This window comes from Arthrobacter sp. CAU 1506 (assembly GCF_005047635.1).
In the GTDB taxonomy this organism is placed as follows: Bacteria; Actinomycetota; Actinomycetes; order Actinomycetales; family Micrococcaceae; genus Crystallibacter.
The window spans coordinates 39,097-59,255 of the sequence record NZ_SUKC01000017.1; the positions used below are offsets into that span (position 1 = coordinate 39,097).

A 20,159-nucleotide genomic window follows, 5' to 3' on the forward strand; every position below is an offset into this window, starting at 1 on the left:
TCAGCGCTTGCGGCCAAAGACCAGTGACGCCAACGCCGTCGCTGCGGTCACCGTATAGACGGACGGCCAGGCGCCGAACTTCTTGGCCAGTGGGTGGGACAGCCCGAAAGCGGCCAAATATCCGGCGGTGAGCGCAGCGGCCCGGCCCGCACCGGCGTCGCGCTTCCAAAGAGCAAAGGCACCGGCGCCGGCCGCGGCCAGCACGGCTCCGCCGAGTGGTCGGTTCTTGGTGGCACGGGCAGTCTGGAAGCCGCCGATCAGGCCGGCGCTGGTCAACAGGGTAGGGGCAATAGAAGCCATGGAACTCTCCTGACGTTCGGGGCTTCCAGCCTAGCGCCCAGCCGTCCGACTGCCCCCCAGTGATGCCGGCCAGCGCAAGCCCTGGAGCAGACCTTCAGCCGCCGCCGGCGTCGTCGGCCGGGACCCGGAAGGTGTCCATGTTTTGCGCGAGCGTTCGGCATTGCCGCAGGTCAGGAGCTTGGGCCGTGCCGAACGTGGACAGTTCCTGCTGAACATGGACAGCAAGCGCCGAACGCGGAGCCGCAGGAGCCACGAAGCGGTCGTCGCGCACCTGGCCGCCAGCAGGTGGCAGGGCCCTTGGCTTCGCTTCCCAGCGGTGGCAAGGTGGGAAGAGTCCGAACATCCCTGAAGGAAGGACGGAAAACCATGCCCGAAATTGCAGGTAAAAAGGTCTTGGTTGCGGTCAGCAACCGCGGCGTTGAGCAGGACGAACTGAAAGTTCCGGTGGAAAAGCTCCGTGCCGCCGGCGTCGACGTCCTCGTCGCGGCGCCCGAGGCCGGCGAGGTGGAAACCCTGGTCGGGGACTGGGAACGCGGCGAGAAAATCCCGGTAGACAAGCCCTTGCCCGATGTTTCCGACGGCGACTACGACCTGCTGGTGCTGCCCGGCGGCACGCTGAACGCGGACGCGCTGCGGCTGGACCCGGATGCCCAGGGAATCGTTCGCTCCTTCTCCGAATCCGGCCGGCCGATCGCCGCGATCTGCCACGGGCCCTGGCTGCTGGTGGAAACCGAACGCACCCGGGGCAAGACGCTGACCTCGTACATCTCGCTCAAGGCGGACATCATGAACTCCGGCGGTCGATGGGACGACGAGCCCGTGGTGATCGACCGGGAACACGGCTGGACGCTGGTGACCTCCCGCAACCCCGGCGACTTGGACCAGTTCGTCGACGGAATCAAGGAAGTACTCGCCGAGACCACGTAATTACTAAGGTCGACGGCGATGCCCACCCGAGCGCTGAAACGCCAAGGGGTGGGGGGCGGCGGCCCATAAAAATGTGGTGTGCAAAAGATGCTTTTGCACACCACATTTTTTCGAGCGCTACCGATTACCCGGCGCGGCCGCGCCGGTAGGCGCGGGCCGGTAGGCAGCGGTACCTAAACGTGGACCTGCGCGGCTGCGTCCTCGGCGGCCTGCGCCGCAGCGTTCGCTTCTTCCCAGCTGGCCGGGCCTCCCGCGAAGGCGCCGCGGTAGCCGGCAGCCGGGTGGCGGTCGTTGAGCAGCGGAGCGCCAAACAGCTTCTGTCGCAGCGGGCCTTCGGCGTACTCGCGCTGCGCCAGGCCCCGCTCGCGCAGCACCGGCATGACCTTCTCGCCGAACTCCTCGAAGGATCCGGGGATCACCCAGTTGATCACGTTGATGCCGTCCACACCGGCGTCGCGCCACAGCTCCAGTTCGTCAGCGATCTGCTCCGGCGTGCCGACAATGCGCGAGTTGCGGGCCTGCAGCCAGGCCAGGTCCTCGATCAGCGGCTCGCGGTCGGTGATGGCCTTGGAAAGCCACTCGGTGAAGCCCTTTGACGTGTTCGTATCCACTTCCGAGAGCGGGGTCTTCGGCGGATAGACCCGTCCGGTCCGGTCCAGAATGGCCATGTGCGCCAAGTAGCCCTCAACCGAGACATAGCGGTCGTACTCTGCCTCCTTCGCCTTCGCCTCGGCCTCCGTCTCGCCGATGATGAAGGACAGCCCGGCGAAGAACTTGATGTCTTCCGGCAGCCGGCCGTGGATGGCAGCCCGGCGCCTGGTGTCGTCGACGATCTGGCGTGCGACATCACGGGTCGGCGCGATAATGAACGCGGCCTCGGCGTTGCGCGCGGCGAACTCGCGGCCCGATGTGGAAGAGCCTGCCTGGAACAGCACCGGTGTTCGCTGCGGCGACGGCGCGGGCAGATGCGGACCCTCCACCCGGTAACGGGCGCTCTGGTGGAAGATCTTGTGGATCTTCGACGGGTCGGAGAACCGGCTGCCCTCCTTGTCCTTCAACAGCGCGCCCTCGTCCCAGGAACCCTCCCAGAGCTTGTACACGATGTCGACGTACTCGTCCGCCCAGGCGTAGCGCTCGGTGTGATCCGTCAGAGCCGGGAGGCCGTAGTTGCGCGAGGCGTTCTCGTTGATCCCGGTGACGATGTTCCAGGCGATCCGTCCGCGGGAGATGTGGTCCAGCGTGCTCATCTGCCGGGCGAAGTTGAACGGGTGGTTCTGCACCACGTTCGACGTGGTCGCCAACCCGATGTGCTGGGTATGCACGGCGAGCGCCGCGAGCAGAACGGTCGGATCGTTCGACGGGATCTGCAGGCCCTGATGCGCGTAGACGTCGAAGTCGGCCTCGGGGTCACCGTAGAGTCCCGAAACGTCCGCGAAGAACATGGCGTCGAACTTGGCGGCCTCCAGCGTCTGCGCCAAACCGATCCAGGTGTCCACGTCGTTGAATTCGGTCTGTCCGGCATCGGGCCGGCGCCACTGGCCGTGGTGGATGTGGCTGGCGGTGTTCATCACGAACGCGTTGAAATGCAGTGGCTTGGGCATGACGGCTGTCCTTGTCCTCGAGGGCCTGGCGGCGGTTTCCTTGTGCCCTCGATGCTGGCCTCCGTCCCTCGGGCAGCGGAAGTTGTGTGTCGCCGTCGTGGTTTCCATGGCGCCGGGTGACGCAACATTGCCCCTTTATGTCTCGCAATGACGTGATGACGACGGCGGCGCCGGCTACCGCAACAAACTTTGGCCGGGGTGCCGGGCGTGGGTTGGACTGTCTCCACCCATCTACCTGACCGATCCACATCGGCCGTCCCAAGGAGCAGCACCGTGACAAACCGCCAGCCGGCGTACCAGCCGTCCACCACCGATCCGAGCCGATCCCGACTGCGCAACGGCCTGAGCGTCATCGGGCGGAGCGACCTTCGCACCAATGGCGGAAAGGGGGCAGGCCGTAGGGCAGCCTCCGCCGCCGCGCTGCTTGGCGTGCTGGCGCTGACGGCGTGCGGCAGTGGTTCGGGCGGATCGGCCGGCGCTGCCGCGGGGGAGAAGGTGGACGGCGGGACCATCCGCTATGCGCATCTGCAAGAACCGCCCTGCATCTACGGCGGCTGGGTCCAGCAGGCCTACCTGTCGCGGCAGGTGCTGGATTCTCTGGTGTCGCAGACCGAGGACGGCAGCATCGTCCCTTGGCTGGCCGAGGAATGGAGCGTCAGCGAGGACCAGCTGACCTGGACCTTCAAACTGAAGGAGGGCGTGAAGTTCACCGACGGCACCCCGGTGGACGCGCAGGCCGTGAGCGACAACTTCGAATACTGGACCGGCGGCGGCAACGGCACCGTGCAGGCCTACATCCAGGAGTACTACGAGTCCAGCAAGGCGGTGGACGCCAGCACACTGGAGGTGAAGCTGTCCGCGCCGTACTCGCCACTGCTCTCCGCACTTAGCCAGGGCTACTTCGGCATCCAGTCCGCCGCCGCGCTCAAGGAACGGACCGAACAGCAGAACTGCGAGGCTCCGATCGGCTCCGGACCGTTCACGGTGGGCGACTGGAAGCGCGGCGAGTCGGTCACGTTCCAGCAGAATCCGGACTACAACTCCGCCCCGCAGAACGCCAAGCACCAGGGCCCGGCCTACGTGGACTCGGTGGTTTGGTCGTTCGTGCAGGACAACACCTCGCGCTTTGGCTCGCTGGCCAGCGGCGAGTCGGACGCCATCGGCGAGGTGCCCACGGTGGACTTCGAAACGGCCAAGCCCCAGTTCCAAGTGCAGCAGTACATCACGCCGGGCCGCCCGGTCACGCTCTCGCTCAATACCGTTGAGGGCCCCTTCACTGACACCAAGGTCCGCCAGGCCTTCGCCTACAGCGCCGACCGTAAAGCAGTGGTGGACTCCGCGTTCCTGGGCGTAGTCCCGTTCGAGCCCAACGGCACGGTCAGTCAGAGCACCCCGGGCTACAACGCGGAGATCGCTGGTGAATACCCGTTCGACCAGGCCAAGGCCAACGCGCTGCTGGACGAGGCCGGTTGGACCGAGCGCAACGCGGACGGCATCCGCACCAAGGACGGCCAGGAGCTGGCGATCGACATCGTCTTCGGACTGAATTCAATCGTCACCACCGAGGGGGCCACCGCGCTGCAGAACCTGCAGGAACAGGTCAAGCCGGTCGGCTTCAAGGTGAACCTGCTGCCGGTCACCCAGGCGGACCTGTTCGGCGGCGCCTATTCCACTCCGGACAGCTACGACGCCCAGTTGGGGTACTGGACCAGCCCCACCGCCGGCATCCTCTACATCAACTTCCGGCAGAACACCGCCAAAAACCCGAACTACGCCAACACCGCGTTCTACAACAATGCCGAAATCGAGGACCTGATCCTGAAGGCGAACTCGGCGCCAAGCACCGAGGAAGCCAACACGTTCTACGCCCAGGCCCAGCAGCGGCTCAGCGACGAAGCAGTGGCCGTCGGCCTCTACACGCAGACCTCCACCGTCGCCACCAGCCAGAACCTGCAGGACGTCTGGCTGGAAGCATCGCAGGGCGAGCCGGTTTTCCACGACGCCTACTTCACCGAGTAAGGAACGGCCGCCATGAGCACATTCAATAACGTCACCGGCCTCCTACCGAAGGGGGCAAGGAACGACGGCGCCGGCTCCACTGCGGGCGGCGGCCCCGGTGGCGCAGCCAGCCAACCGGGACGGCGCCCGCCGCGGCCGAACAACCTGGTGACCTCGCCGGGGCTGCGTCGGGCGGCTGGCCGGCTGCTGACCGCCGTCGGCGTGGTCTGGGCCGCCGCCACCTTCACCTTCCTGATCCAGGCGCTGCTGCCCGGCGACCGGGCCACGCTGCTGCTGAACCAGCTCGCCGGGCAGGTCCAGCAGCGCACCGCCGCGGAACTGGCCCCGATCAACGCGAAATACGGTTTCGACGATCCGCTGATCGTGCAGTACTTCCGCTTCCTGGCCGATTTGGCCACCGGAAATCTGGGCGTCTCCTACCAGTTGCACAAACCGGTCACGGAGGTGATCGGCGATCAGGTCGGCCCCACCATCGGCCTGACGTTCGCCTCGCTGCTGGTCGCGTGGCTCATCTCCGCCGTGGTGATCGTGGGAACGGCCCGCCGCAGCCGGGCGGTGTCCTCCGTGGCCTCCGGGCTCGAAGCCGTGGCGGCCGGGCTGCCGCAGTATTGGCTGGGCGTGATCCTGTTGGTGGTGTTCGCGCTCAACCTGGGCTGGTTCCCGGTGGTCGGCGGCTCCGGTCTGGCCGGTCTGGTCCTGCCCGCCCTGACGCTGGGCATCCCGTTGGCCGGATTCCTCGGCCAGGTCACCCGGACCGAATTCGAAAAGGGCATGGACCAGCCGTTTGCCCTGTCCGCCCGGATGCGCGGCATGGGGGATACCGGGGTGCGGTTGCGCCACGTGCTTCGGCATTCGGTGCTGCCCGGCGTCACGCTCTCCGGCTGGGCGCTGGGTTCGCTGTTCTCCGGGGCGGTGATCGCCGAAAGCATTTTCAGCCGTCCCGGACTGGGCAAGGTGCTGGTCACCGCGGTCAATTCCCGCGACCTGCCGGTGGTCTGCGGCATCGTCATTCTGATCGCCGCCATCTACGTGCTGGCCAACCTGCTGGTGGACATCGCCTACACCCTTATTGATCCGAGGTTGAAGAACTCATGAGCACCTCCACCCTGAACCCATCCGCCAACGTCCCGGCCGCCGCGTGGCAACGGTTGCGCGAGGTTCCGCTGCTCCCGGCGGTGGCGGCCGCCGTCGTGCTCTTCTTTGTGCTGGCCGCGCTGACGCCACACTTGCTCACCAGCCGCGATCCGTTCGCCATCGACCTACCCAACGCGCTGCAGGCACCCAGCCTGGCCCACCCGTTCGGCACCGACCAGTCCGGCCGCGACCTCTACACCCGGGTGGTCTACGGAACCCGGGAGTCGCTGCTGATCGGGCTCGGCGCCACCGGGCTGTCCATGGCCATTGCCGTGGTGCTGGGCGTGGTGTCCGGGCTCGGCGGGAAAATTTTCGACGGGCTGATCAACCGCAGCCTGGAGGTCCTGTTTGCCTTTCCGGTGCTGCTGCTGGCGATGCTGTTCGTGACTGTCTACGGCCCCAGCGTCACCACCCAGATTGTTGCCGTCGGGCTGGGCACCGCGCCCGGTTACGCGCGGATGATCCGCGGCCAGGTCCTCGCCGTGAAGAACTCCGGATATGTGGAGGCGGCGCACGCGCTTGGACATAGCCGCTGGACGGTGCTGCGCCAGCACGTTTTTCCCAACGCCATGCGCCCGCTGGTCGCCGTCGTCACGCTGGGCATCGGGCAATCCATTGTCTGGGCGTCCGGTCTCGCTTTTTTGGGCCTGGGCGTTGCGCCGCCTTCACCGGAATGGGGTGCGCTGCTGGACGCCGGCCGCATGTTCATCACCCGGGCCTGGTGGCTGGAAGTGATGCCCGGTCTGGCCATCGTCGCTATTGCCCTTGCCGCCACCGTGCTGGGACACCACCTGCAGAAGAAGCTTGAAGGAGCCCGCTCATGACCGCCACACTGGAACAAACCGCAACCGCCGGCACCGTCCGGCAAGAACTGCTCAACGTCCGTAACCTGGACGTCTCCTTCAGCGCCGGTCGCGGCAGGAACGCCCGGTTGAACCACGTGGTTAAGGGCGTGGACCTGCGGCTCGCCGCTGGCGAATGCCTGGCCATCGTGGGCGAGTCCGGATCCGGCAAGTCCGTCACCGCGCGCACCCTGGTGGGGTTGCCCGGTGCCAACGCCGCGGTGCAGGCGGAGCGGCTGGAACTGGCCGGCCACCAGATCGGGACGCTGGGGGAGCGGCAGTGGCGCCAGCTGCGCGGAAGGGACATCGGGTTCGTGCTGCAGGACGCCCTGGTTTCGCTGGATCCGCTGCGCCCGGTGGGCAAGGAGATTGAAGAGGCACTGCGGCTGCACGGCTGGGGCAACCGGCGCTCGCGTGCGGCAAAGGCAGTGGAGCTCCTGGCCAGTGTGGGCGTCCCCCAGCCGGAACTGAGGGCGGGGCAGCGTCCGGATGAACTTTCCGGCGGACTGCGCCAGCGGGCATTGATCGCCTCCGCGATCGCGTTGGACCCCAGGATCCTGATTGCCGACGAACCCACCACAGCACTGGACGTGACCGTCCAGGCGCAGATCCTGGAGCTGCTGGGCCGGATGAAGGAACGCGGCACTGGGATTGTGCTGATCAGCCACGACCTCTCCGTGGTGGCCACCTTGGCGGACCATGTGGCCGTGATGCAGGGCGGGTCCATCGTGGAGCAGGGCCCGGCCCGCCACGTGCTGTACCACCCGCAGCACGAATATACCCAGGCCCTGCTGGACGCCATCCCGTCCGAACACACCAAGGGCACCCCGCTGACCAAGGACGGCCGCGCCCGCATCACCGCCACCAGCCGGCGACCCCGGACCGCACGCCCCGCTGACGCCCCGCCGGTGCTGCGCGCGGAGGGACTGGTGAAAAGCTACCAAGGCCACGACGGCGCGGTGCGCACCGTCGTCGACGATGTCTCCTTTGAACTCCGGGCGGGGGAGACACTGGGGATCGTCGGCGAGTCCGGCTCGGGCAAGAGCACCACGGCCAAGATCGCGCTGGCGATGCTGGAACCGGATGCCGGCCGGGTGCTGCTGGACGGTGCGGCCTGGACCGGGATTTCGACGGCGGCCCGGCGTTCCCGCCGCCGCTCGGTCACCGTGGTCTACCAGGACCCGCTGAGCTCGTTCGACCCGCGCTGGAACGCCGAGCGGATTCTCTTGGACGCGATCTCGCGGCGGGACTTTCCCGGCGAGGCAGAGCGGGCTGCCCGCGTCCTGGAGTTGGCCGGGCAAGTCGGGCTGCAGGTGGAGCATCTGGCCAAACACCCGCTCCAGCTCTCCGGCGGCCAGCGCCAGCGCCTCGCCATCGCCCGGGCACTCGCCCCGGAACCGGAAGTCATCGTCCTGGATGAGGCGGTATCCGCCCTGGACGTCTCGGTGCAGGCCCAGGTGCTGGACCTGCTCACCGATCTGCAGCAGGAACTGGGACTGAGCTACCTGTTCATCTCCCATGACTTGGGCGTGATCCACCACATGAGCGACCGGGTGCTGGTGATGAAGGACGGCCGGGCCGTGGAGCAAGGCAGCGCCGAGGACGTCTTCAACCGCCCCCGGCACCCGTACACCCGCGAGCTGCTGGCCTCGCTGCCCAAGCTGGGCCTGGCACCGGGCCAGCGTACGCCCGCAGCTGCCGCTACCCCGACCATTGGAGGATCTTCTTCATGACCCACACCATGTCTGCATCACGCACCGCCACGGACCAGGAACTAGACGCGATTTTCCAGCCCGTATTCAGCCGGATCCGTGAAGGCGCCCTCGGCCGGGAACGGGACCGCAGACTTCCGTTTGAGGAAATTGGCTGGCTGCGCGACGCCGGTTTCGGACGGCTCCGCGTTCCGGTGCAGGCCGGGGGCTTCGGCGCCTCCGTAGACCAGCTAACCCGGTTGCTGATGGGCTTGGGGGCGCGGACTCGAATATTCCGCAGGCGCTGCGTGGCCACATCGGGTTTACCGAGTATGTGCTGGCGCATCCGGATTCCGCCTACCGTGACCACTGGCTCGCCGAGCTCTCCGCGGGGGCTCTGGTGGGCAACGCGGAGAGCGAGCGCGCCGGAACCTTTGCCGCCCAGTCCACCCGGGTGGTGGAACAGGATGGCAGGCTGCTGCTCAACGGCACCAAGTACTACACCACCGGATCGATCTTCGCCGACTGGATCCTGGTGAGCGTGCTGGCGACACACCCGGAAACCGGGGAGCAGGGTTTCGCAACCGTTCAGGTCAGCGCCGCCGCCAGCGGCGTGAGCATCCACGACGACTGGGACGGCTTTGGCCAGCGGTTGACCGGTTCCGGCACCGCAGAATTCGTCGATGTGGAAGTGGACCCGCGCTTCCTGCACTTCCGCGGGAGCGAGGAAGCCGGCGGCGGGATCCAGCACGCGGTGTATCAGTTGGTGCATTTGGCCAACCTGGCCGGCATCGCTGCGGCCGCACTCGAGGAAATCACCGGCTTTGTCAGGTCGCGGTCCCGCAATCTGTTCAATCCGGCCGTGGCCCCAAACAAGGACCAAGTATCCCTGCAGATCATCGGCGAGACCTTCGGCACCGTGGAAACGGTGAAGGCCGCGGTCCTCGCGGCGGCGCGCACCGTGCAGCAGGCGAGCGTCGCGCAGCAGCAGGGCGCCGCCGTCGTTGGCGATTTTTCCCGCGCTGATGCGCACGTTTTTGGGATCCAACCCGTCGTCATCGATCAGGTGCTGCGGCTGATCTCGCGGGTGTTCGAAGTCGGCGGCGCGTCCGCAACTTCCAGTTCGCGGCAACTGGACAGGCTGTGGCGCAATGCCCGGACCATCTCCTCGCACAACCCCGCCCTCCATCGTCAGCAGGCGGTGGGCGACTACGTCATCAACGGGGTGGCACCCGGCGAAGCGCTGCTGCAGCTGTTGACCGCTGTTCCGGCAGCGCCCAGCCGGTAGCCGCACCCGGCCCGGAACCTCGCCGGGTGGGTTATCCCTTGAACCCGGGCGAGAAACCCTAGACTGGCTGATGTGCTGTTGCGTAGCCATGTGCCCAACAGGGTGAACCCATGAGCCGCGGCGGCCGAGAGCGCCCCGGCTCCAGACCGCTGCACCTGCAGCTGCCCGCGATCTTGATGGTCATGGGCGGTGGGGCTCTGGGCACCTTGTGCCGGTACTGGCTGAACACGGCCATCCCCACGCCGGACGGCTGGCCGTTGCCCACGCTCCTCATCAATCTCAGCGGGGCTTTCGCACTCGGCCTGTTGCTGGAAGCACTCGCACGACGTGGGCCGGATGTCGGCATGCGCCGGACCTTGCGGCTGCTCGCAGGCACCGGCTTCCTGGGAGCCTTCACCACGTACAGTACCCTTGCCCTGGACGCCAACCTCCTCCTGTCAGCCGACAGGATCGCCGATGCCGTGGCGTTCATGCTGCTGTCCGTGATCGGCGGGCTGGCAACCGGGGCAGCCGGGGTGTGGGTGGCGGCCGCTCGCCGAGCCGCCGGTCCTCAAGAGTCCAGCGGCACTGAAACGGATGCGAGATGACGATCCTTTTGGTGATGCTGGCCGGTGGGGCGGGCGCGGTTGCCCGGTTCGTCCTCGGCGGGCTGATCAGTTCGCGGTTCCGGGGCGAACTGCCCCTCGGCACCATAGTGGTCAATGTCAGCGGATCGCTTCTCATGGGATTGCTCGCCGGCGCCGTCATCTTCCACGGCGCCCCGGCTGCCCTGCAGACCGTGTTGGGAACCGGGTTCCTGGGAGGCTACACCACGTTCAGTACGGCGAGCGTAGACACCGTCCGGCTGCTGCAGTCCCGCCGCCCCATCCTTGCGCTGATCAACGCCGCTGGAACGCTGATCACGACCGTTGTGGCAGCGGCCGCCGGACTGGCCCTGACGCTGCTCTGACCCGCCAACCCACCCGCCCCGGCAGGTTAAACGCCACGCCGTTGACACTCCAGAATTTGTCCCACTATGCTGAGCCGGACATCCTACACGTGCTATCCGGGCACCGTTTACGGTGCGTGGTGTTGAGCCTTCAGAAGTGGGTTTAACACCATACTCTTCAGTGCTACACCTCAAGCATCACCTGTATCGCGATGGAGCGAACATGGGCAGTGTCGGTTTATTGTATGTTGGGGCCGTTTTGTTCATCAACGGTCTAATGCTGGTGGGGCTCATTCCGGGAAAATCAGCCGCCATCCTCAACTTTTTTGTCGGTACTATGCAAGTCATCTTCCCGACCCTCATTATTCTGCAGGCAAACAATGATCCCGCGGTGATTTTCGGTGCTGCCGGCCTGTACCTTTTCGGCTTCACATACCTGTACGTCGGAATTCTCCAGATCACCGGTTACCCCGGCGAGGGACTGGGTTGGTTCTCCCTGTTCGTCGCCATCTGCGCCGTCGTTATCGGCATCATTCAGTTCACCACGGTCATGGATCCGGTCTTCGGATCCATCTGGCTCATCTGGGCGGTGCTCTGGTTCATGTTCTTCCTCGTGCTGGGGTTGCATAAGGAAACACTGACCCTCGCAACCGGCTGGTTCACCATCCTGGTCAGCTTCCTGACCGGCACCATCCCGGCGTTCCTCCTGCTACTGAACAGATATGAGACCGGTGGGGGCAGCGCCCTGCTTATGGCGGTAGCCGGAGCAATCTGCTTGGCCGTGGCCTTCTTCCTGGCCAGCAGGGGACTCCCGCATACGAGTACCACCGAAGACACGGCCACTGCCTCCACTGCCTAGGAGGACGTGCCGGCCCGAGGGAAACAGCTGAGCGAAACATCCTCAAGGAAAGGAAACCGCTGCCCATGCCGATCTACGAATACCGGTGCCCCGAATGCTCGGTTTTCGACCTGATACGTGGAATGGGTGAGGCACCTGATGCGGCGCCTTGCCCGTCCTGTGGCACAACGTCACCTCGCAAGATGAGTGCCCCGCACCTTTCCCGTGCCGGGTCTGCGCAGTTTCGGCTGATCGATGACTCCAAGCGCAGTGCGCACGAACCCCCGGTTGTTACCGGGCTCCCCGGTAAGGGAAAGAATCGCCCGGTGTACACCGCCAACCCGCTGCACCAAAAGCTTCCCAGACCCTAAGGAAACAAATTTTTGCCGATCGTCCTAAGGAGAGAGAAAAATGCCTGAGGTTATATTTCCCCTTGATTCATCAAAGAAGTTCGAGGATCAGGAAAAAGTCGGCCACAACCGGTGGCACCCGGAGATCCCGCCGGTGGCCACGGTCAAGCCCGGTGATTCCTTCCGCGTGCATTGCCGTGAATGGTTTGACGGCGCGATCGTCAATGACGACTCGGCGGACGACATTCTTAATGCCCCGCTTCCGACCGTGCACAAGCTCAGCGGCCCCTTCGCCGTCGAGGGTGCACAGCCGGGCGACCTGCTGGTGGTAGACATCCTGGACGTGGGCGCCATCCCGCAAGAGGATTCCGGTCCCCTGGCCGGACAGGGCTGGGGCTACACCGGCATCTTCTCCACGAACAACGGCGGCGGGTTCCTGACCGAACAATTCCCGGACGCCTACAAGGCCATTTGGGACTTCACTGGCCAGGTGGCCGCCTCGCGGCACATCCCGGAGGTCGCGTTCACCGGGCTGATCCACCCAGGGCTGATGGGCACGGCGCCGTCCGCGGAACTGCTGGCCAAATGGAACAAGCGCGAGGGCGATCTCATCGCGACGGATCCGAACCGGGTGCCGCCGCTGGCGTTGCCTCCGCTGCCCCAAGACGCGGTCCTCGGGGGAGTACCCCAGTCCGATTTCGACCGGGTAGCCGGCGAAGCCGCCCGCACCGCGCCGCCACGCGAGAACGGCGGAAACCAGGACATCAAGAACTTCTCGAAGGGCACCCGGGTCTTCTACCCGGTCTTCGTGGACGGTGCCAACCTGTCGATGGGCGACCTGCACTTCTCCCAGGGCGACGGCGAGATCACCTTCTGCGGCGCCATCGAGATGGGCGGCTTCCTGGACCTGCACGTCGATCTCATCAAGGGCGGCATGGACACCTACGGAGTCCGCGAAAACGCCATCTTCATGCCGGGCATCGTGGATCCGCGGTTCAGCGAATGGCTCGCGTTCTCCGGAACTTCGGTGACCTTGGATGGAGAGCAGAAGTACCTGGATTCTCACCTGTCCTATCAGCGGGCCTGCCTGCACGCTATCGATTATCTGACCAAGTTCGGCTACAGCCGGGAGCAGGCCTACCTGCTGCTCGGCGCAGCGCCGATCGAAGGCCGGCTTTCGGGTGTTGTTGACATCCCCAACTCGTGCTCCACTGTCTACCTGCCCACCTCGATCTTCGACTTCGACGTCCGGCCCTCGGCATCAGGCCCGCACAAGGTCGAATCGAAGATGGCGGCGCCCATGAGCAAGAACAAGTAACAGCAACTCATCCTGGCGAGCGGCCGGCTGGACCGAATCTTCCGGTCCAGCCGGCCGCCGCTGGAGTCAGCACCGCTGGCCAAGCCGGCGGCAACTGGCAGAATCGAACTCATGGATGCACGTCTGCCGCTCGCTTGGCCGGAGGTACCGCCGGCACACGGCGGAGTGGTGTTGCGCCAGTTCCGCAGCGAGGACGCACATCTGGCCACAGAATTGGCCGAGGATCCGTACATCCCGCTGATCAGTTCCATCCCGTCGCCGTGTCCCCAGGACGATGCGGTGGAGTGGATCTTGCGTCAGAACGGGCGGTTCACGTCCGGTGCGGGGTACTCGTTTGCGGTGGCGGATGCGCAGACGGATTGCGCGCTGGGCCAAATCGGGCTTTGGCTGACCTATCTGCCGGAGGGCCGGGCTACTGCCGGCTACCTGATGGCGCCGGTGCACCGCGGACAGGGCCGCGCGGCCGATGCGCTGGCCGCGCTGGCATCGTTCGCCTGGACCATTCCTGAACTGCACCGGCTGGAGCTCTACATCGAGCCGTGGAACACGGCGTCGTTCCGCACCGCCGAAGCGGCCGGCTTCAGCCGCGAAGGCCTGCTGCGCAGCTACCAAGCCATCGGTGGGGAACGCCGGGACATGCTGCTCTACGCGGCGGTCCGGCCGCCGGCCTGACGGCAGCCACGCCCGCACCGCCGGGAGAACCTATCACTGAACGGTATTGCGCCTCGTCGTGTTCGCGCGCTACCGCTGTTCGCTGCGCCCGGCGACCTGTTCCTGGAGCCGGCGGATCAGCTCCAGCTGTTCCCGGTTGATCGCCAGCAGCTGTTCAATGCCGCTTTTGGCTTCCGTGTCCGTCTCAAAATCGTGCTCGGCCATCGCGGCGGCGATCGCATCCTGCCGCTTGGCGGCGATGAGCAGAATGGCTCCCTGCAGCCCGGCCAGCATGGACAGGAACAGGTTCAGCAAGATGAAGGGGTAGGCGTCCCAGGGATTCCGGACCCAAAGATTGATCAGCGCCCAGACGAGCATGAAGGCGATGAATCCCGCGACAAACCGCCAGCTGCCCATGCTGTTGCGAAGCACATCGGCGGCCCGCTCGCCCCGCGTGAGCGACTGCTTGTGGCTGGCGTGCCAGTTCTTCTTTTCTGCAGACATGCCTCAGTCTAGACAGCGCACCTGCGGCGCTGAGACGACGACGCCGCTGCCCACCTGAGGCGGGCACCGGCGTCGAACGTTTGTGGTTGGGGGAAGAACTAGACGTGGATCTTGACGTCCGCCTTCTTCCGCAGGTCGGTAACCAGCGCCTGGGTGGCTTCGGTTTCCTTCTGCGCCTTCACCTGCTGCTCCAGGTTAGGCCGCATTTCCTCCATGGAGGGGACCTCGGCCTTCTGGCCGGACTGTTCGCCCATCGCCTCCTGCTGCTGCTTCGCCTGATCGTAGGCGGCCTTCAGCTCCTTCTCGGAGGGCTTGGTGTCGCCGGTTTCCTCCGCAATGAGTTTGTTCACCTTGACCTGCGTCTGCATTTCGGCATTGACCTCGTTCTCGTCCATGCCCTGCTTCTTGATCGCGGCCATGAGCTCGTCGACGGTCTTGAAGTCGTTTGACTTGGCCATCTTCTCCAGCTCGGCGTCCACATCCTTCTGCGCCGCCTTGATGCCGCGGTGGTCCGCTTCCTGGATCAACAGCTGCGTGCCCACCATGGCCTCGGCGGTCTGCTTCTTCAGCGCAGCCTGGTCCACTTCCTGCCCGGTCATCTGCGATTGCATGGCCATCTGCTGGAACTGGCCCTCGTACGCGGCAGTGAACTTGTCCTTGGTGATCTTCGTTCCGTTGACCTCGGCCACTACATCGGGGATGTCCTTCAGGTCCGGCTCCGGCATCTGTGCCTGTCCCTCGGCGCCGGCGCTGGCTTCGGCCGACGCGGCCGGGCTGGCACCGCCGTCAGAAGGCGCTCCGCCGCATGCGGTGAGGACGGCGATGGAGCCGGCAACAGCCAGGCTCAACAACCATTTTTTAGTCACACTGATCTCCCATCTCGGTGGCCAGTGTGCGACGTTAGTCGGCGCAGATGGGCGCCGCCATGGCAAAAGCTGGGAGAAACCTTGGCGCCGCGCGCGGAACGCCGTCCGGAACCTCGAGCGGGATGTCTCCCGCACCCGAACGGAAGGTCTCGCTGCCCCCGCGCACGGAACGTCGGGCTGCGCCCGAGGAATCCCGACCGGCGCGTTGGAAAGAGCGGTTTCCGCGACCGGGTAGTCTGTGGCCATGAAACGCTTCGAGCGCTGGTTTGGGGCAGTTGCTCTTGCTGCTGCCGCGGTGGCACTGCTGGTCTCGTCCGGGCGGGACGGGGACTGGCTGGCCGGCATCGTTTTTGCCGCCCTGCTGCTGGCCGCAGCCTGGGCGGTCAGCCCGTTCTTCGGCGGCCGGCAGGAGCCATGGGCGTCGATCAGAGACAAGAACGACGACGGCGGGGTGGTGATCTTCTGGCGGCCCGGCTGCGTCTACTGCCTGCGGTTGAAGGCATCCTTGGGCCGCGGCGGCCGCCGAGCGCAGTGGGTGAACATCTGGCGGGACCCGGACGGGGCCGCGTTCGTACGCGAACACAACGACGGTAATGAAACCGTCCCCACCGTGCTGGTGGGCAGCGAGGTGCTGACCAATCCGGAACCCGGGATTGTCAGCCGAGCGCTGGCCGGAAGGTAAGCACCGCCGTCGTCAGCCAGTGGCACTACCATCCGGTGCTGCCACAGCCCTATTCACGTAACGGGCGGCTGAGTACCATGGTGCCTGCAGCCGTACGGGGTCGTGGGGGCCAGCCATCCGGCGGAATGGGGAAGCACGCCAAGGGGGGTGGTGCCGCAGTGCGGGTCTTGATCGGCCATGCCAGCGCCCACGGATCTACCGTGGACATCGCGCAGCGAATTGCTGGCGTGCTGGAACATGACGGCCTGGCAGCGGACGTCGTTCCGATCCGCCAGCTGGGCGGCCTCAAGGGTTATGACGCAGCGGTGCTGGGCAGTGCCATTCACCAACAGGCCTGGCTGCCGGGGGCCATGGCATTCGTCCAACAGCATGTCAATGAACTGCAGGCCCGCCCGGTGTGGCTCTTCAGCGTGGGGATGTCCGCCAGTTTGCCGCGCCCGGTCCGCTCGTCGGCCCGCACAGCGCAGGACCGGCGCTTGGCCGGGGCGTTGCGGGATCTGGTGCGTCCGCGCGGGCACGGTTTGTTCTCCGGGGTAGCGCGGGAGGAGGACTTTCCGCGCTGGATCGGCGTCCTGTTCCGCATAGTGGGTGCGCGTTTCGGGGACTTCCGCGACTGGGACCGGATCGAGGACTGGGCACGGGGAATCGCGCATGACCTTCGCTCGGCCAGTCTTCAGACGTCCGGTGGGGTGTAAGGGGATACGGGCAGAAGGAGCATGGCATGGCAGTAGTAGTGGTTTACGAATCCATGTATGGCAACACCCACCAGATTGCACGAGCCATCGGCCGTGGCCTGACCGAAGCGCATTGCCCGGCCGAAGTTTTCTCCGTCGAAGCTGCTCGCGATCGGGGGACGCGTCCTGGCGATGTGCTGGTGGTAGGTGCGCCGACCCACGTGCACGGACTCAGCCGGGACTCTACCCGCAAGGCGGCAGCGACCGATGCCTCGAAGAATGAACTGGAGTTGGACCCTGCCGCCCAGGGACCGGCGGTGCGGGACTGGTTGGCGTCGCTGGGAAAGAGCACCGGCAAGGCCGCGGCGTTCGACACCCGGATCAAAGCTCCCGCGCTGTTCACCGGTCGGGCCAGCCACACCATTGCCAGGGCCCTGCGGCGGCACGGATTCGAACTGTTGGCCGAACCGGAGAGCTTTCTGGTCACCTCGACCAATCAATTGATGCCGGAGGAGGAGGCCCGGGCGCGTCAGTGGGGAGCCGATCTGGCCGCCAAGATTCTATCCATCCAGACCTAGGCGGCCGCGCCGACCACGGTATTGGCGCGGTGCGAAAGGATCGCCATGACCGCCCAACCAGCCCCATCGTACGCACCCCCTCCCGGCCCGCCACGGGCACACATGAAGCCCGGCAACTGGGTCATGCTGATCATTGGCGTGCTGCTGAGCATGCTCGGGATTGGGATGACCATCGCCGGATCGATCGTGTTGGGCGCCTCTGCCGCGCAAAGCGGCGGCGGCTACCTCACGGGCGGCACTGAGAGATTCCAGAGCACCGGCTACGCGCTGACCAGCCCGTCGGTGGTGGTCGACCCCTGGACCGAAGGGATGCCGCCGGTCGGAGACCTTGCCAGCGTGCAAGTGCGTGCCGAGGCAGCAGTCCCGGACCAGGAGGTCTTCCTGGGCATCGCCAAGGCCTCCGACGTCCAGACCTATCTGCAGGACGTACCGGTGAGCCCGCTGCGTGGTGCCTCATGGCCCCAAGCCGGAGACGGGCCCATGTCTTGGCGGAACGTTCACGACCGGACGACGCCCGGCAACCGTGCCCCGGCCGCACCGGCGGAGCAGGATTTCTGGACCGAATCCGCCACGGGTCCGGGGTCCCAAACCATCTCTTGGAAAGTGCAACCGGGACAGTGGTCGCTGGTGGTCATGAACGCCGATGCCAGCCGGCCGGTCTGGGTGGATCTGCAGGCCGGGGCGCGCTCTGACTTGCTGGGGCCGATCGGGAGCGGTTTACTGATCCCCGGCATCATCGGGCTGGTCATCGGAATTCCACTGCTGCTGCTTGGATCCGCGGGACTGGGCCGGAATATCGACCTCGCCCGCCCCCGCCCCGGCGAAGGCCCAGGCGCTGCGCTGGCCGCAAACGCGGGCTGGGAGAGGACACCGACGACGGTGTATCCCGTCCGGCTTGCAGGCTACTTGGACAGCCGACTCTCGCGGGGGCTGTGGCTGGTCAAGTGGTTGCTGGCGATCCCGCACTACATCATCTTGGCGCTGCTCTGGTTCGCCCTGCTGATCAGCACCATCGCCGCCGGAATCGTCATCCTGTTCACCGGCCGCTACCCGCGGTCCTGGTTCTGCTTCAACGTCGGTGTGCTGCGCTGGTCCTGGCGGGTGGGCTTCTACGGATACTCGGCGCTGGGCACCGACCGGTACCCGCCGTTCACGCTGGCTACCGCCGAATACCCCGCAGACCTGGACGTTGCCTATCCGCAGCGTCTCTCCCACGGGCTCGTGCTGGTGAAATGGTGGCTGCTGGCGATCCCGCATCTGCTGATTGTCGGCATCTTTACCAGTGGCAGCGGACTCGTCTGGAGCCGTGGCTGGGGCGACGATGTCTCGGTGTCCTCTTGGGGCTGGTCCCTGCTGGGACTGCTCATTCTGATCACCGCCGTGATCCTGCTGTTCACCGCCCGCTACCGCTATGACTTGTTTGCCTTCATCATGGGGATCAACCGCTGGACTTATCGGCTCGCCGCTTACGTGCTGCTGATGCGCGATGAGTATCCGCCGTTCCGCCTGGACCAGGGCGCCGACGAACCTCCGGCCGGAGCACCGCCCGAGGGGGCGGGAATGCCCGGCGCGCCCGGGACGGCAACGGGAACTTGGAGCCCGGGGCCGGGCGTCGGGCCTGGAGCGCCTGGAGCGCCTGGAGCGCCTAGAGCGCCGGGGCCGTATCCCGGTGGCCCGGGGACAGCGCCAGGAGCGCCGGGGCCGTATGACGGTGGCCCGGGGGCAGCGCCAGGAGCGCCGGGAGCCCCAGGAACACCGGGACCGGGTCCTGCCGGGCCGGGCCCCGATACTGGCGGCCCGGGAGCGGAACCCGGCGGCCCGAGGCCCGGCCCCTAGGAGGTCGCTGAGGATCCGTTCCCGGCCAGTGCCGTAATCAGGCGCTCCATGCGGACGATGCCCGCAAACCGGCCGGCATTGTCCGTCACGGCCATCGGCTCGAACCGGTGCTCTTCCGGGCGCGTCACGGCGCGGGCAAGCGCGGCGGGGATCGGCGTGTCCAGGTTCAGGCGGAGCCCGGGGGACGTCTCGCCGCGGGCCGCCGAGAATGGGGTGAGGACGCGGATCGGTCGCCGATCGTCGGACAGGAGCACAACGAACTGCAGCCGCGCATCCACGGCGAAGGCATCTGCTGCGGCTTCAACCGTTGACGCCGTGAACGCCGGCTCGACAAGATGGCGCACGGCGTGCCCCTGATCTGTCCTGTCCCGGGCGGCCAGACGATGCGCGGTTTCCAGCGGGATCGGTGCCCACGGGTCGGAGGGCTTGGCCAGGTAGTAGCCCTGAACCAGTGGGACTCCAAGGGCCGCGACCGTGTCCAGCTCCTCAGCTGTTTCGATTCCCTCGGCGAGGATCCAGGCATCCACACGATTGGCGAATGTGCCAAGCATGTCGATCAAGGCCCGCTTGGCTTCATCACGGTCAACGTCGCGGATCAGGTCCCGGTCAATCTTGATGATCGACGGGCGAAGGGAGATCAGATGCCGGAGTCCCGCATAGCCGGCGCCGGCGTCGTCCACCGCTATCAGCGCACCGGCCGCCCGCAACTGGTCCAGATCCGGCTCAAGGTGCCCGTAGGAATCAATCGGTACTTGCTCGGTGAGTTCAATGACGAGTCCGGAAAGGTCTCCCTGCTCACGCCAGACGTGGCGGATGACATCACCGGCGAGCAGGTCGGGCGAGACATTGACGGTGAGGAAGCAGTTGGCCGGAAGCCTGTTCCGCGCCCCAAGGGCCAGCCGGAGGGCAGCAGCCTCCAAGTCCGCGGCGCGGCCCGCCGCGCGCGCGGTCGAGAACCACACCTCGGGGCTCTTCTCATCGAATCCCGGAAACCGGGCCAAGGCTTCGTAGCCGACGACTGTGCCGCGGACGGTGTCCACGATGGGCTGGTACGCGACGCCCAGGCCCTCTCCGCGGCAAGCCTGATCCAGCAGGTCGGTCCACTCAGAGCGGTCTGGTGCCATCCCCAAAG

At 66.2% G+C, this 20,159-nt stretch carries 22 protein-coding genes; 16 read left to right on the forward strand and 6 right to left on the reverse strand.

From position 1 onward, the window contains the following. A complete protein-coding gene (locus E4J89_RS16440; protein ID WP_136787300.1) occupies positions 1-300 on the reverse strand; it encodes a hypothetical protein in 300 nt (99 codons plus the stop codon). A gap of 94 nt (positions 301-394) precedes the next feature. Then, positions 395-571: a hypothetical protein gene (locus tag E4J89_RS19460; protein WP_169304037.1), complete on the reverse strand. Its 177-nt coding sequence runs from the start codon at positions 569-571 to the stop codon at positions 395-397. 95 nt (positions 572-666) lie between these two features. On the opposite strand from E4J89_RS19460, the gene E4J89_RS16445 reads away from it, so the two are divergent. Then, the gene (locus E4J89_RS16445; protein ID WP_136787301.1) at positions 667-1,227 is read left to right on the forward strand and encodes a type 1 glutamine amidotransferase domain-containing protein; all 561 of its coding nucleotides are present in this window, start codon (positions 667-669) and stop codon (positions 1,225-1,227) included. A 173-nt stretch (positions 1,228-1,400) separates the two neighbouring features. On the opposite strand, the gene E4J89_RS16450 is transcribed toward E4J89_RS16445, so the two are convergent. Beyond that, positions 1,401-2,828: an NtaA/DmoA family FMN-dependent monooxygenase gene (locus E4J89_RS16450; RefSeq protein ID WP_136787302.1), complete on the reverse strand. Its 1,428-nt coding sequence runs from the start codon at positions 2,826-2,828 to the stop codon at positions 1,401-1,403. 273 nt (positions 2,829-3,101) lie between these two features. Between E4J89_RS16450 and E4J89_RS16455 the strand changes: the two genes are divergently transcribed. The 11 genes from E4J89_RS16455 to E4J89_RS16505 all read left to right on the forward strand — a co-directional run bounded on the left by E4J89_RS16455 (position 3,102) and on the right by E4J89_RS16505 (position 13,908). Beyond that, positions 3,102-4,847, forward strand: coding sequence for an ABC transporter substrate-binding protein (locus tag E4J89_RS16455; protein WP_240691938.1), 1,746 nt, complete (start codon positions 3,102-3,104; stop codon positions 4,845-4,847). 12 nt (positions 4,848-4,859) lie between these two features. Further along, positions 4,860-5,942 carry an ABC transporter permease gene (locus tag E4J89_RS16460; RefSeq protein WP_136787303.1) on the forward strand — a complete coding sequence of 361 codons (1,083 nt, stop codon included), beginning with the start codon at positions 4,860-4,862 and terminating at the stop codon, positions 5,940-5,942. Beyond that, positions 5,939-6,805, forward strand: coding sequence for an ABC transporter permease (locus tag E4J89_RS16465; protein ID WP_136787304.1), 867 nt, complete (start codon positions 5,939-5,941; stop codon positions 6,803-6,805). The genes E4J89_RS16460 and E4J89_RS16465 overlap by 4 nt, the downstream gene beginning before the upstream one ends. Continuing rightward, entirely contained in the window at positions 6,802-8,556 is a 1,755-nt protein-coding gene (locus tag E4J89_RS16470; protein ID WP_136787305.1) for an ABC transporter ATP-binding protein, read from the forward strand. Before E4J89_RS16465 ends, E4J89_RS16470 begins: the two co-directional genes overlap by 4 nt. 292 nt (positions 8,557-8,848) lie before the next feature. Further along, positions 8,849-9,802, forward strand: a complete 954-nt coding sequence (locus tag E4J89_RS16475; protein WP_136787306.1) for an acyl-CoA dehydrogenase family protein — start codon at positions 8,849-8,851, stop codon at positions 9,800-9,802. 110 nt (positions 9,803-9,912) lie between these two features. Continuing rightward, the gene (locus tag E4J89_RS16480) at positions 9,913-10,389 is read left to right on the forward strand and encodes a CrcB family protein (protein ID WP_136787307.1); all 477 of its coding nucleotides are present in this window, start codon (positions 9,913-9,915) and stop codon (positions 10,387-10,389) included. Next, positions 10,386-10,751, forward strand: coding sequence for a fluoride efflux transporter CrcB (gene crcB, locus E4J89_RS16485; protein WP_136787308.1), 366 nt, complete (start codon positions 10,386-10,388; stop codon positions 10,749-10,751). The genes E4J89_RS16480 and crcB overlap by 4 nt, the downstream gene beginning before the upstream one ends. A gap of 136 nt (positions 10,752-10,887) precedes the next feature. After that, complete coding sequence (locus tag E4J89_RS16490) at positions 10,888-11,589, forward strand: AmiS/UreI family transporter (protein WP_240691939.1); 702 nt, start codon at positions 10,888-10,890, stop codon at positions 11,587-11,589. A gap of 65 nt (positions 11,590-11,654) precedes the next feature. Beyond that, the gene (locus E4J89_RS16495; RefSeq protein ID WP_136787309.1) at positions 11,655-11,939 is read left to right on the forward strand and encodes a zinc ribbon domain-containing protein; all 285 of its coding nucleotides are present in this window, start codon (positions 11,655-11,657) and stop codon (positions 11,937-11,939) included. 40 nt (positions 11,940-11,979) lie between these two features. Next, positions 11,980-13,236 carry a formamidase gene (gene fmdA, locus E4J89_RS16500; RefSeq protein WP_136787310.1) on the forward strand — a complete coding sequence of 419 codons (1,257 nt, stop codon included), beginning with the start codon at positions 11,980-11,982 and terminating at the stop codon, positions 13,234-13,236. Between the two features lie 111 nt (positions 13,237-13,347). Next, positions 13,348-13,908 (forward strand): GNAT family protein, encoded by a 561-nt coding sequence (locus E4J89_RS16505; protein ID WP_136787311.1) that lies wholly within the window; start codon positions 13,348-13,350, stop codon positions 13,906-13,908. Positions 13,909-13,977: 69 nt separating this feature from the next. On the opposite strand, the gene E4J89_RS16510 is transcribed toward E4J89_RS16505, so the two are convergent. Both E4J89_RS16510 and E4J89_RS16515 read right to left on the reverse strand, forming a co-directional pair. Next, positions 13,978-14,391 (reverse strand): DUF1003 domain-containing protein, encoded by a 414-nt coding sequence (locus tag E4J89_RS16510; RefSeq protein WP_136787312.1) that lies wholly within the window; start codon positions 14,389-14,391, stop codon positions 13,978-13,980. 98 nt (positions 14,392-14,489) lie between these two features. Then, the gene (locus E4J89_RS16515; RefSeq protein WP_240691940.1) at positions 14,490-15,257 is read right to left on the reverse strand and encodes a SurA N-terminal domain-containing protein; all 768 of its coding nucleotides are present in this window, start codon (positions 15,255-15,257) and stop codon (positions 14,490-14,492) included. Positions 15,258-15,501: 244 nt separating this feature from the next. Here E4J89_RS16515 and E4J89_RS16520 point away from each other — a divergent pair, with 244 nt between their 5' ends. The 4 genes from E4J89_RS16520 (at position 15,502) to E4J89_RS19910 (ending at position 19,027) form a co-directional block, all read left to right on the forward strand. Next, a complete protein-coding gene (locus tag E4J89_RS16520) occupies positions 15,502-15,939 on the forward strand; it encodes a glutaredoxin domain-containing protein (protein WP_136787314.1) in 438 nt (145 codons plus the stop codon). Positions 15,940-16,097: 158 nt separating this feature from the next. After that, entirely contained in the window at positions 16,098-16,634 is a 537-nt protein-coding gene (locus E4J89_RS16525; protein ID WP_136787315.1) for a flavodoxin domain-containing protein, read from the forward strand. A gap of 26 nt (positions 16,635-16,660) precedes the next feature. Then, the gene (locus E4J89_RS16530; RefSeq protein ID WP_136787316.1) at positions 16,661-17,191 is read left to right on the forward strand and encodes a flavodoxin domain-containing protein; all 531 of its coding nucleotides are present in this window, start codon (positions 16,661-16,663) and stop codon (positions 17,189-17,191) included. 45 nt (positions 17,192-17,236) lie between these two features. Beyond that, on the forward strand, positions 17,237-19,027 hold the full coding sequence (locus E4J89_RS19910) for a DUF4389 domain-containing protein (RefSeq protein WP_276606353.1): 1,791 nt from the start codon (positions 17,237-17,239) through the stop codon (positions 19,025-19,027). On the opposite strand, the gene E4J89_RS16540 is transcribed toward E4J89_RS19910, so the two are convergent. Then, the gene (locus E4J89_RS16540; protein ID WP_240691941.1) at positions 19,024-20,151 is read right to left on the reverse strand and encodes an EAL domain-containing protein; all 1,128 of its coding nucleotides are present in this window, start codon (positions 20,149-20,151) and stop codon (positions 19,024-19,026) included. The two genes, E4J89_RS19910 and E4J89_RS16540, sit on opposite strands and share 4 nt — an antisense overlap. Positions 20,152-20,159: the final 8 nt, after the last annotated feature.

Bases quoted from the DNA above. Each gene is read 5' to 3' on its own strand.
- E4J89_RS16440 (WP_136787300.1), bottom strand. From the start codon at position 300: ATGGCTTCTATTGCCCCTACCCTGTTGACCAGCGCCGGCCTGATCGGC.
- E4J89_RS16445 (WP_136787301.1), top strand. From the start codon at position 667: ATGCCCGAAATTGCAGGTAAAAAGGTCTTGGTTGCGGTCAGCAACCGC.
- E4J89_RS16450 (WP_136787302.1), bottom strand. From the start codon at position 2,828: ATGCCCAAGCCACTGCATTTCAACGCGTTCGTGATGAACACCGCCAGC.
- E4J89_RS16460 (WP_136787303.1), top strand. From the start codon at position 4,860: ATGAGCACATTCAATAACGTCACCGGCCTCCTACCGAAGGGGGCAAGG.
- E4J89_RS16465 (WP_136787304.1), top strand. From the start codon at position 5,939: ATGAGCACCTCCACCCTGAACCCATCCGCCAACGTCCCGGCCGCCGCG.
- E4J89_RS16470 (WP_136787305.1), top strand. From the start codon at position 6,802: ATGACCGCCACACTGGAACAAACCGCAACCGCCGGCACCGTCCGGCAA.
- E4J89_RS16480 (WP_136787307.1), top strand. From the start codon at position 9,913: ATGAGCCGCGGCGGCCGAGAGCGCCCCGGCTCCAGACCGCTGCACCTG.
- crcB (WP_136787308.1), top strand. From the start codon at position 10,386: ATGACGATCCTTTTGGTGATGCTGGCCGGTGGGGCGGGCGCGGTTGCC.
- E4J89_RS16495 (WP_136787309.1), top strand. From the start codon at position 11,655: ATGCCGATCTACGAATACCGGTGCCCCGAATGCTCGGTTTTCGACCTG.
- fmdA (WP_136787310.1), top strand. From the start codon at position 11,980: ATGCCTGAGGTTATATTTCCCCTTGATTCATCAAAGAAGTTCGAGGAT.
- E4J89_RS16505 (WP_136787311.1), top strand. From the start codon at position 13,348: ATGGATGCACGTCTGCCGCTCGCTTGGCCGGAGGTACCGCCGGCACAC.
- E4J89_RS16510 (WP_136787312.1), bottom strand. From the start codon at position 14,391: ATGTCTGCAGAAAAGAAGAACTGGCACGCCAGCCACAAGCAGTCGCTC.
- E4J89_RS16520 (WP_136787314.1), top strand. From the start codon at position 15,502: ATGAAACGCTTCGAGCGCTGGTTTGGGGCAGTTGCTCTTGCTGCTGCC.
- E4J89_RS16530 (WP_136787316.1), top strand. From the start codon at position 16,661: ATGGCAGTAGTAGTGGTTTACGAATCCATGTATGGCAACACCCACCAG.
- E4J89_RS19910 (WP_276606353.1), top strand. From the start codon at position 17,237: ATGACCGCCCAACCAGCCCCATCGTACGCACCCCCTCCCGGCCCGCCA.
- E4J89_RS16540 (WP_240691941.1), bottom strand. From the start codon at position 20,151: ATGGCACCAGACCGCTCTGAGTGGACCGACCTGCTGGATCAGGCTTGC.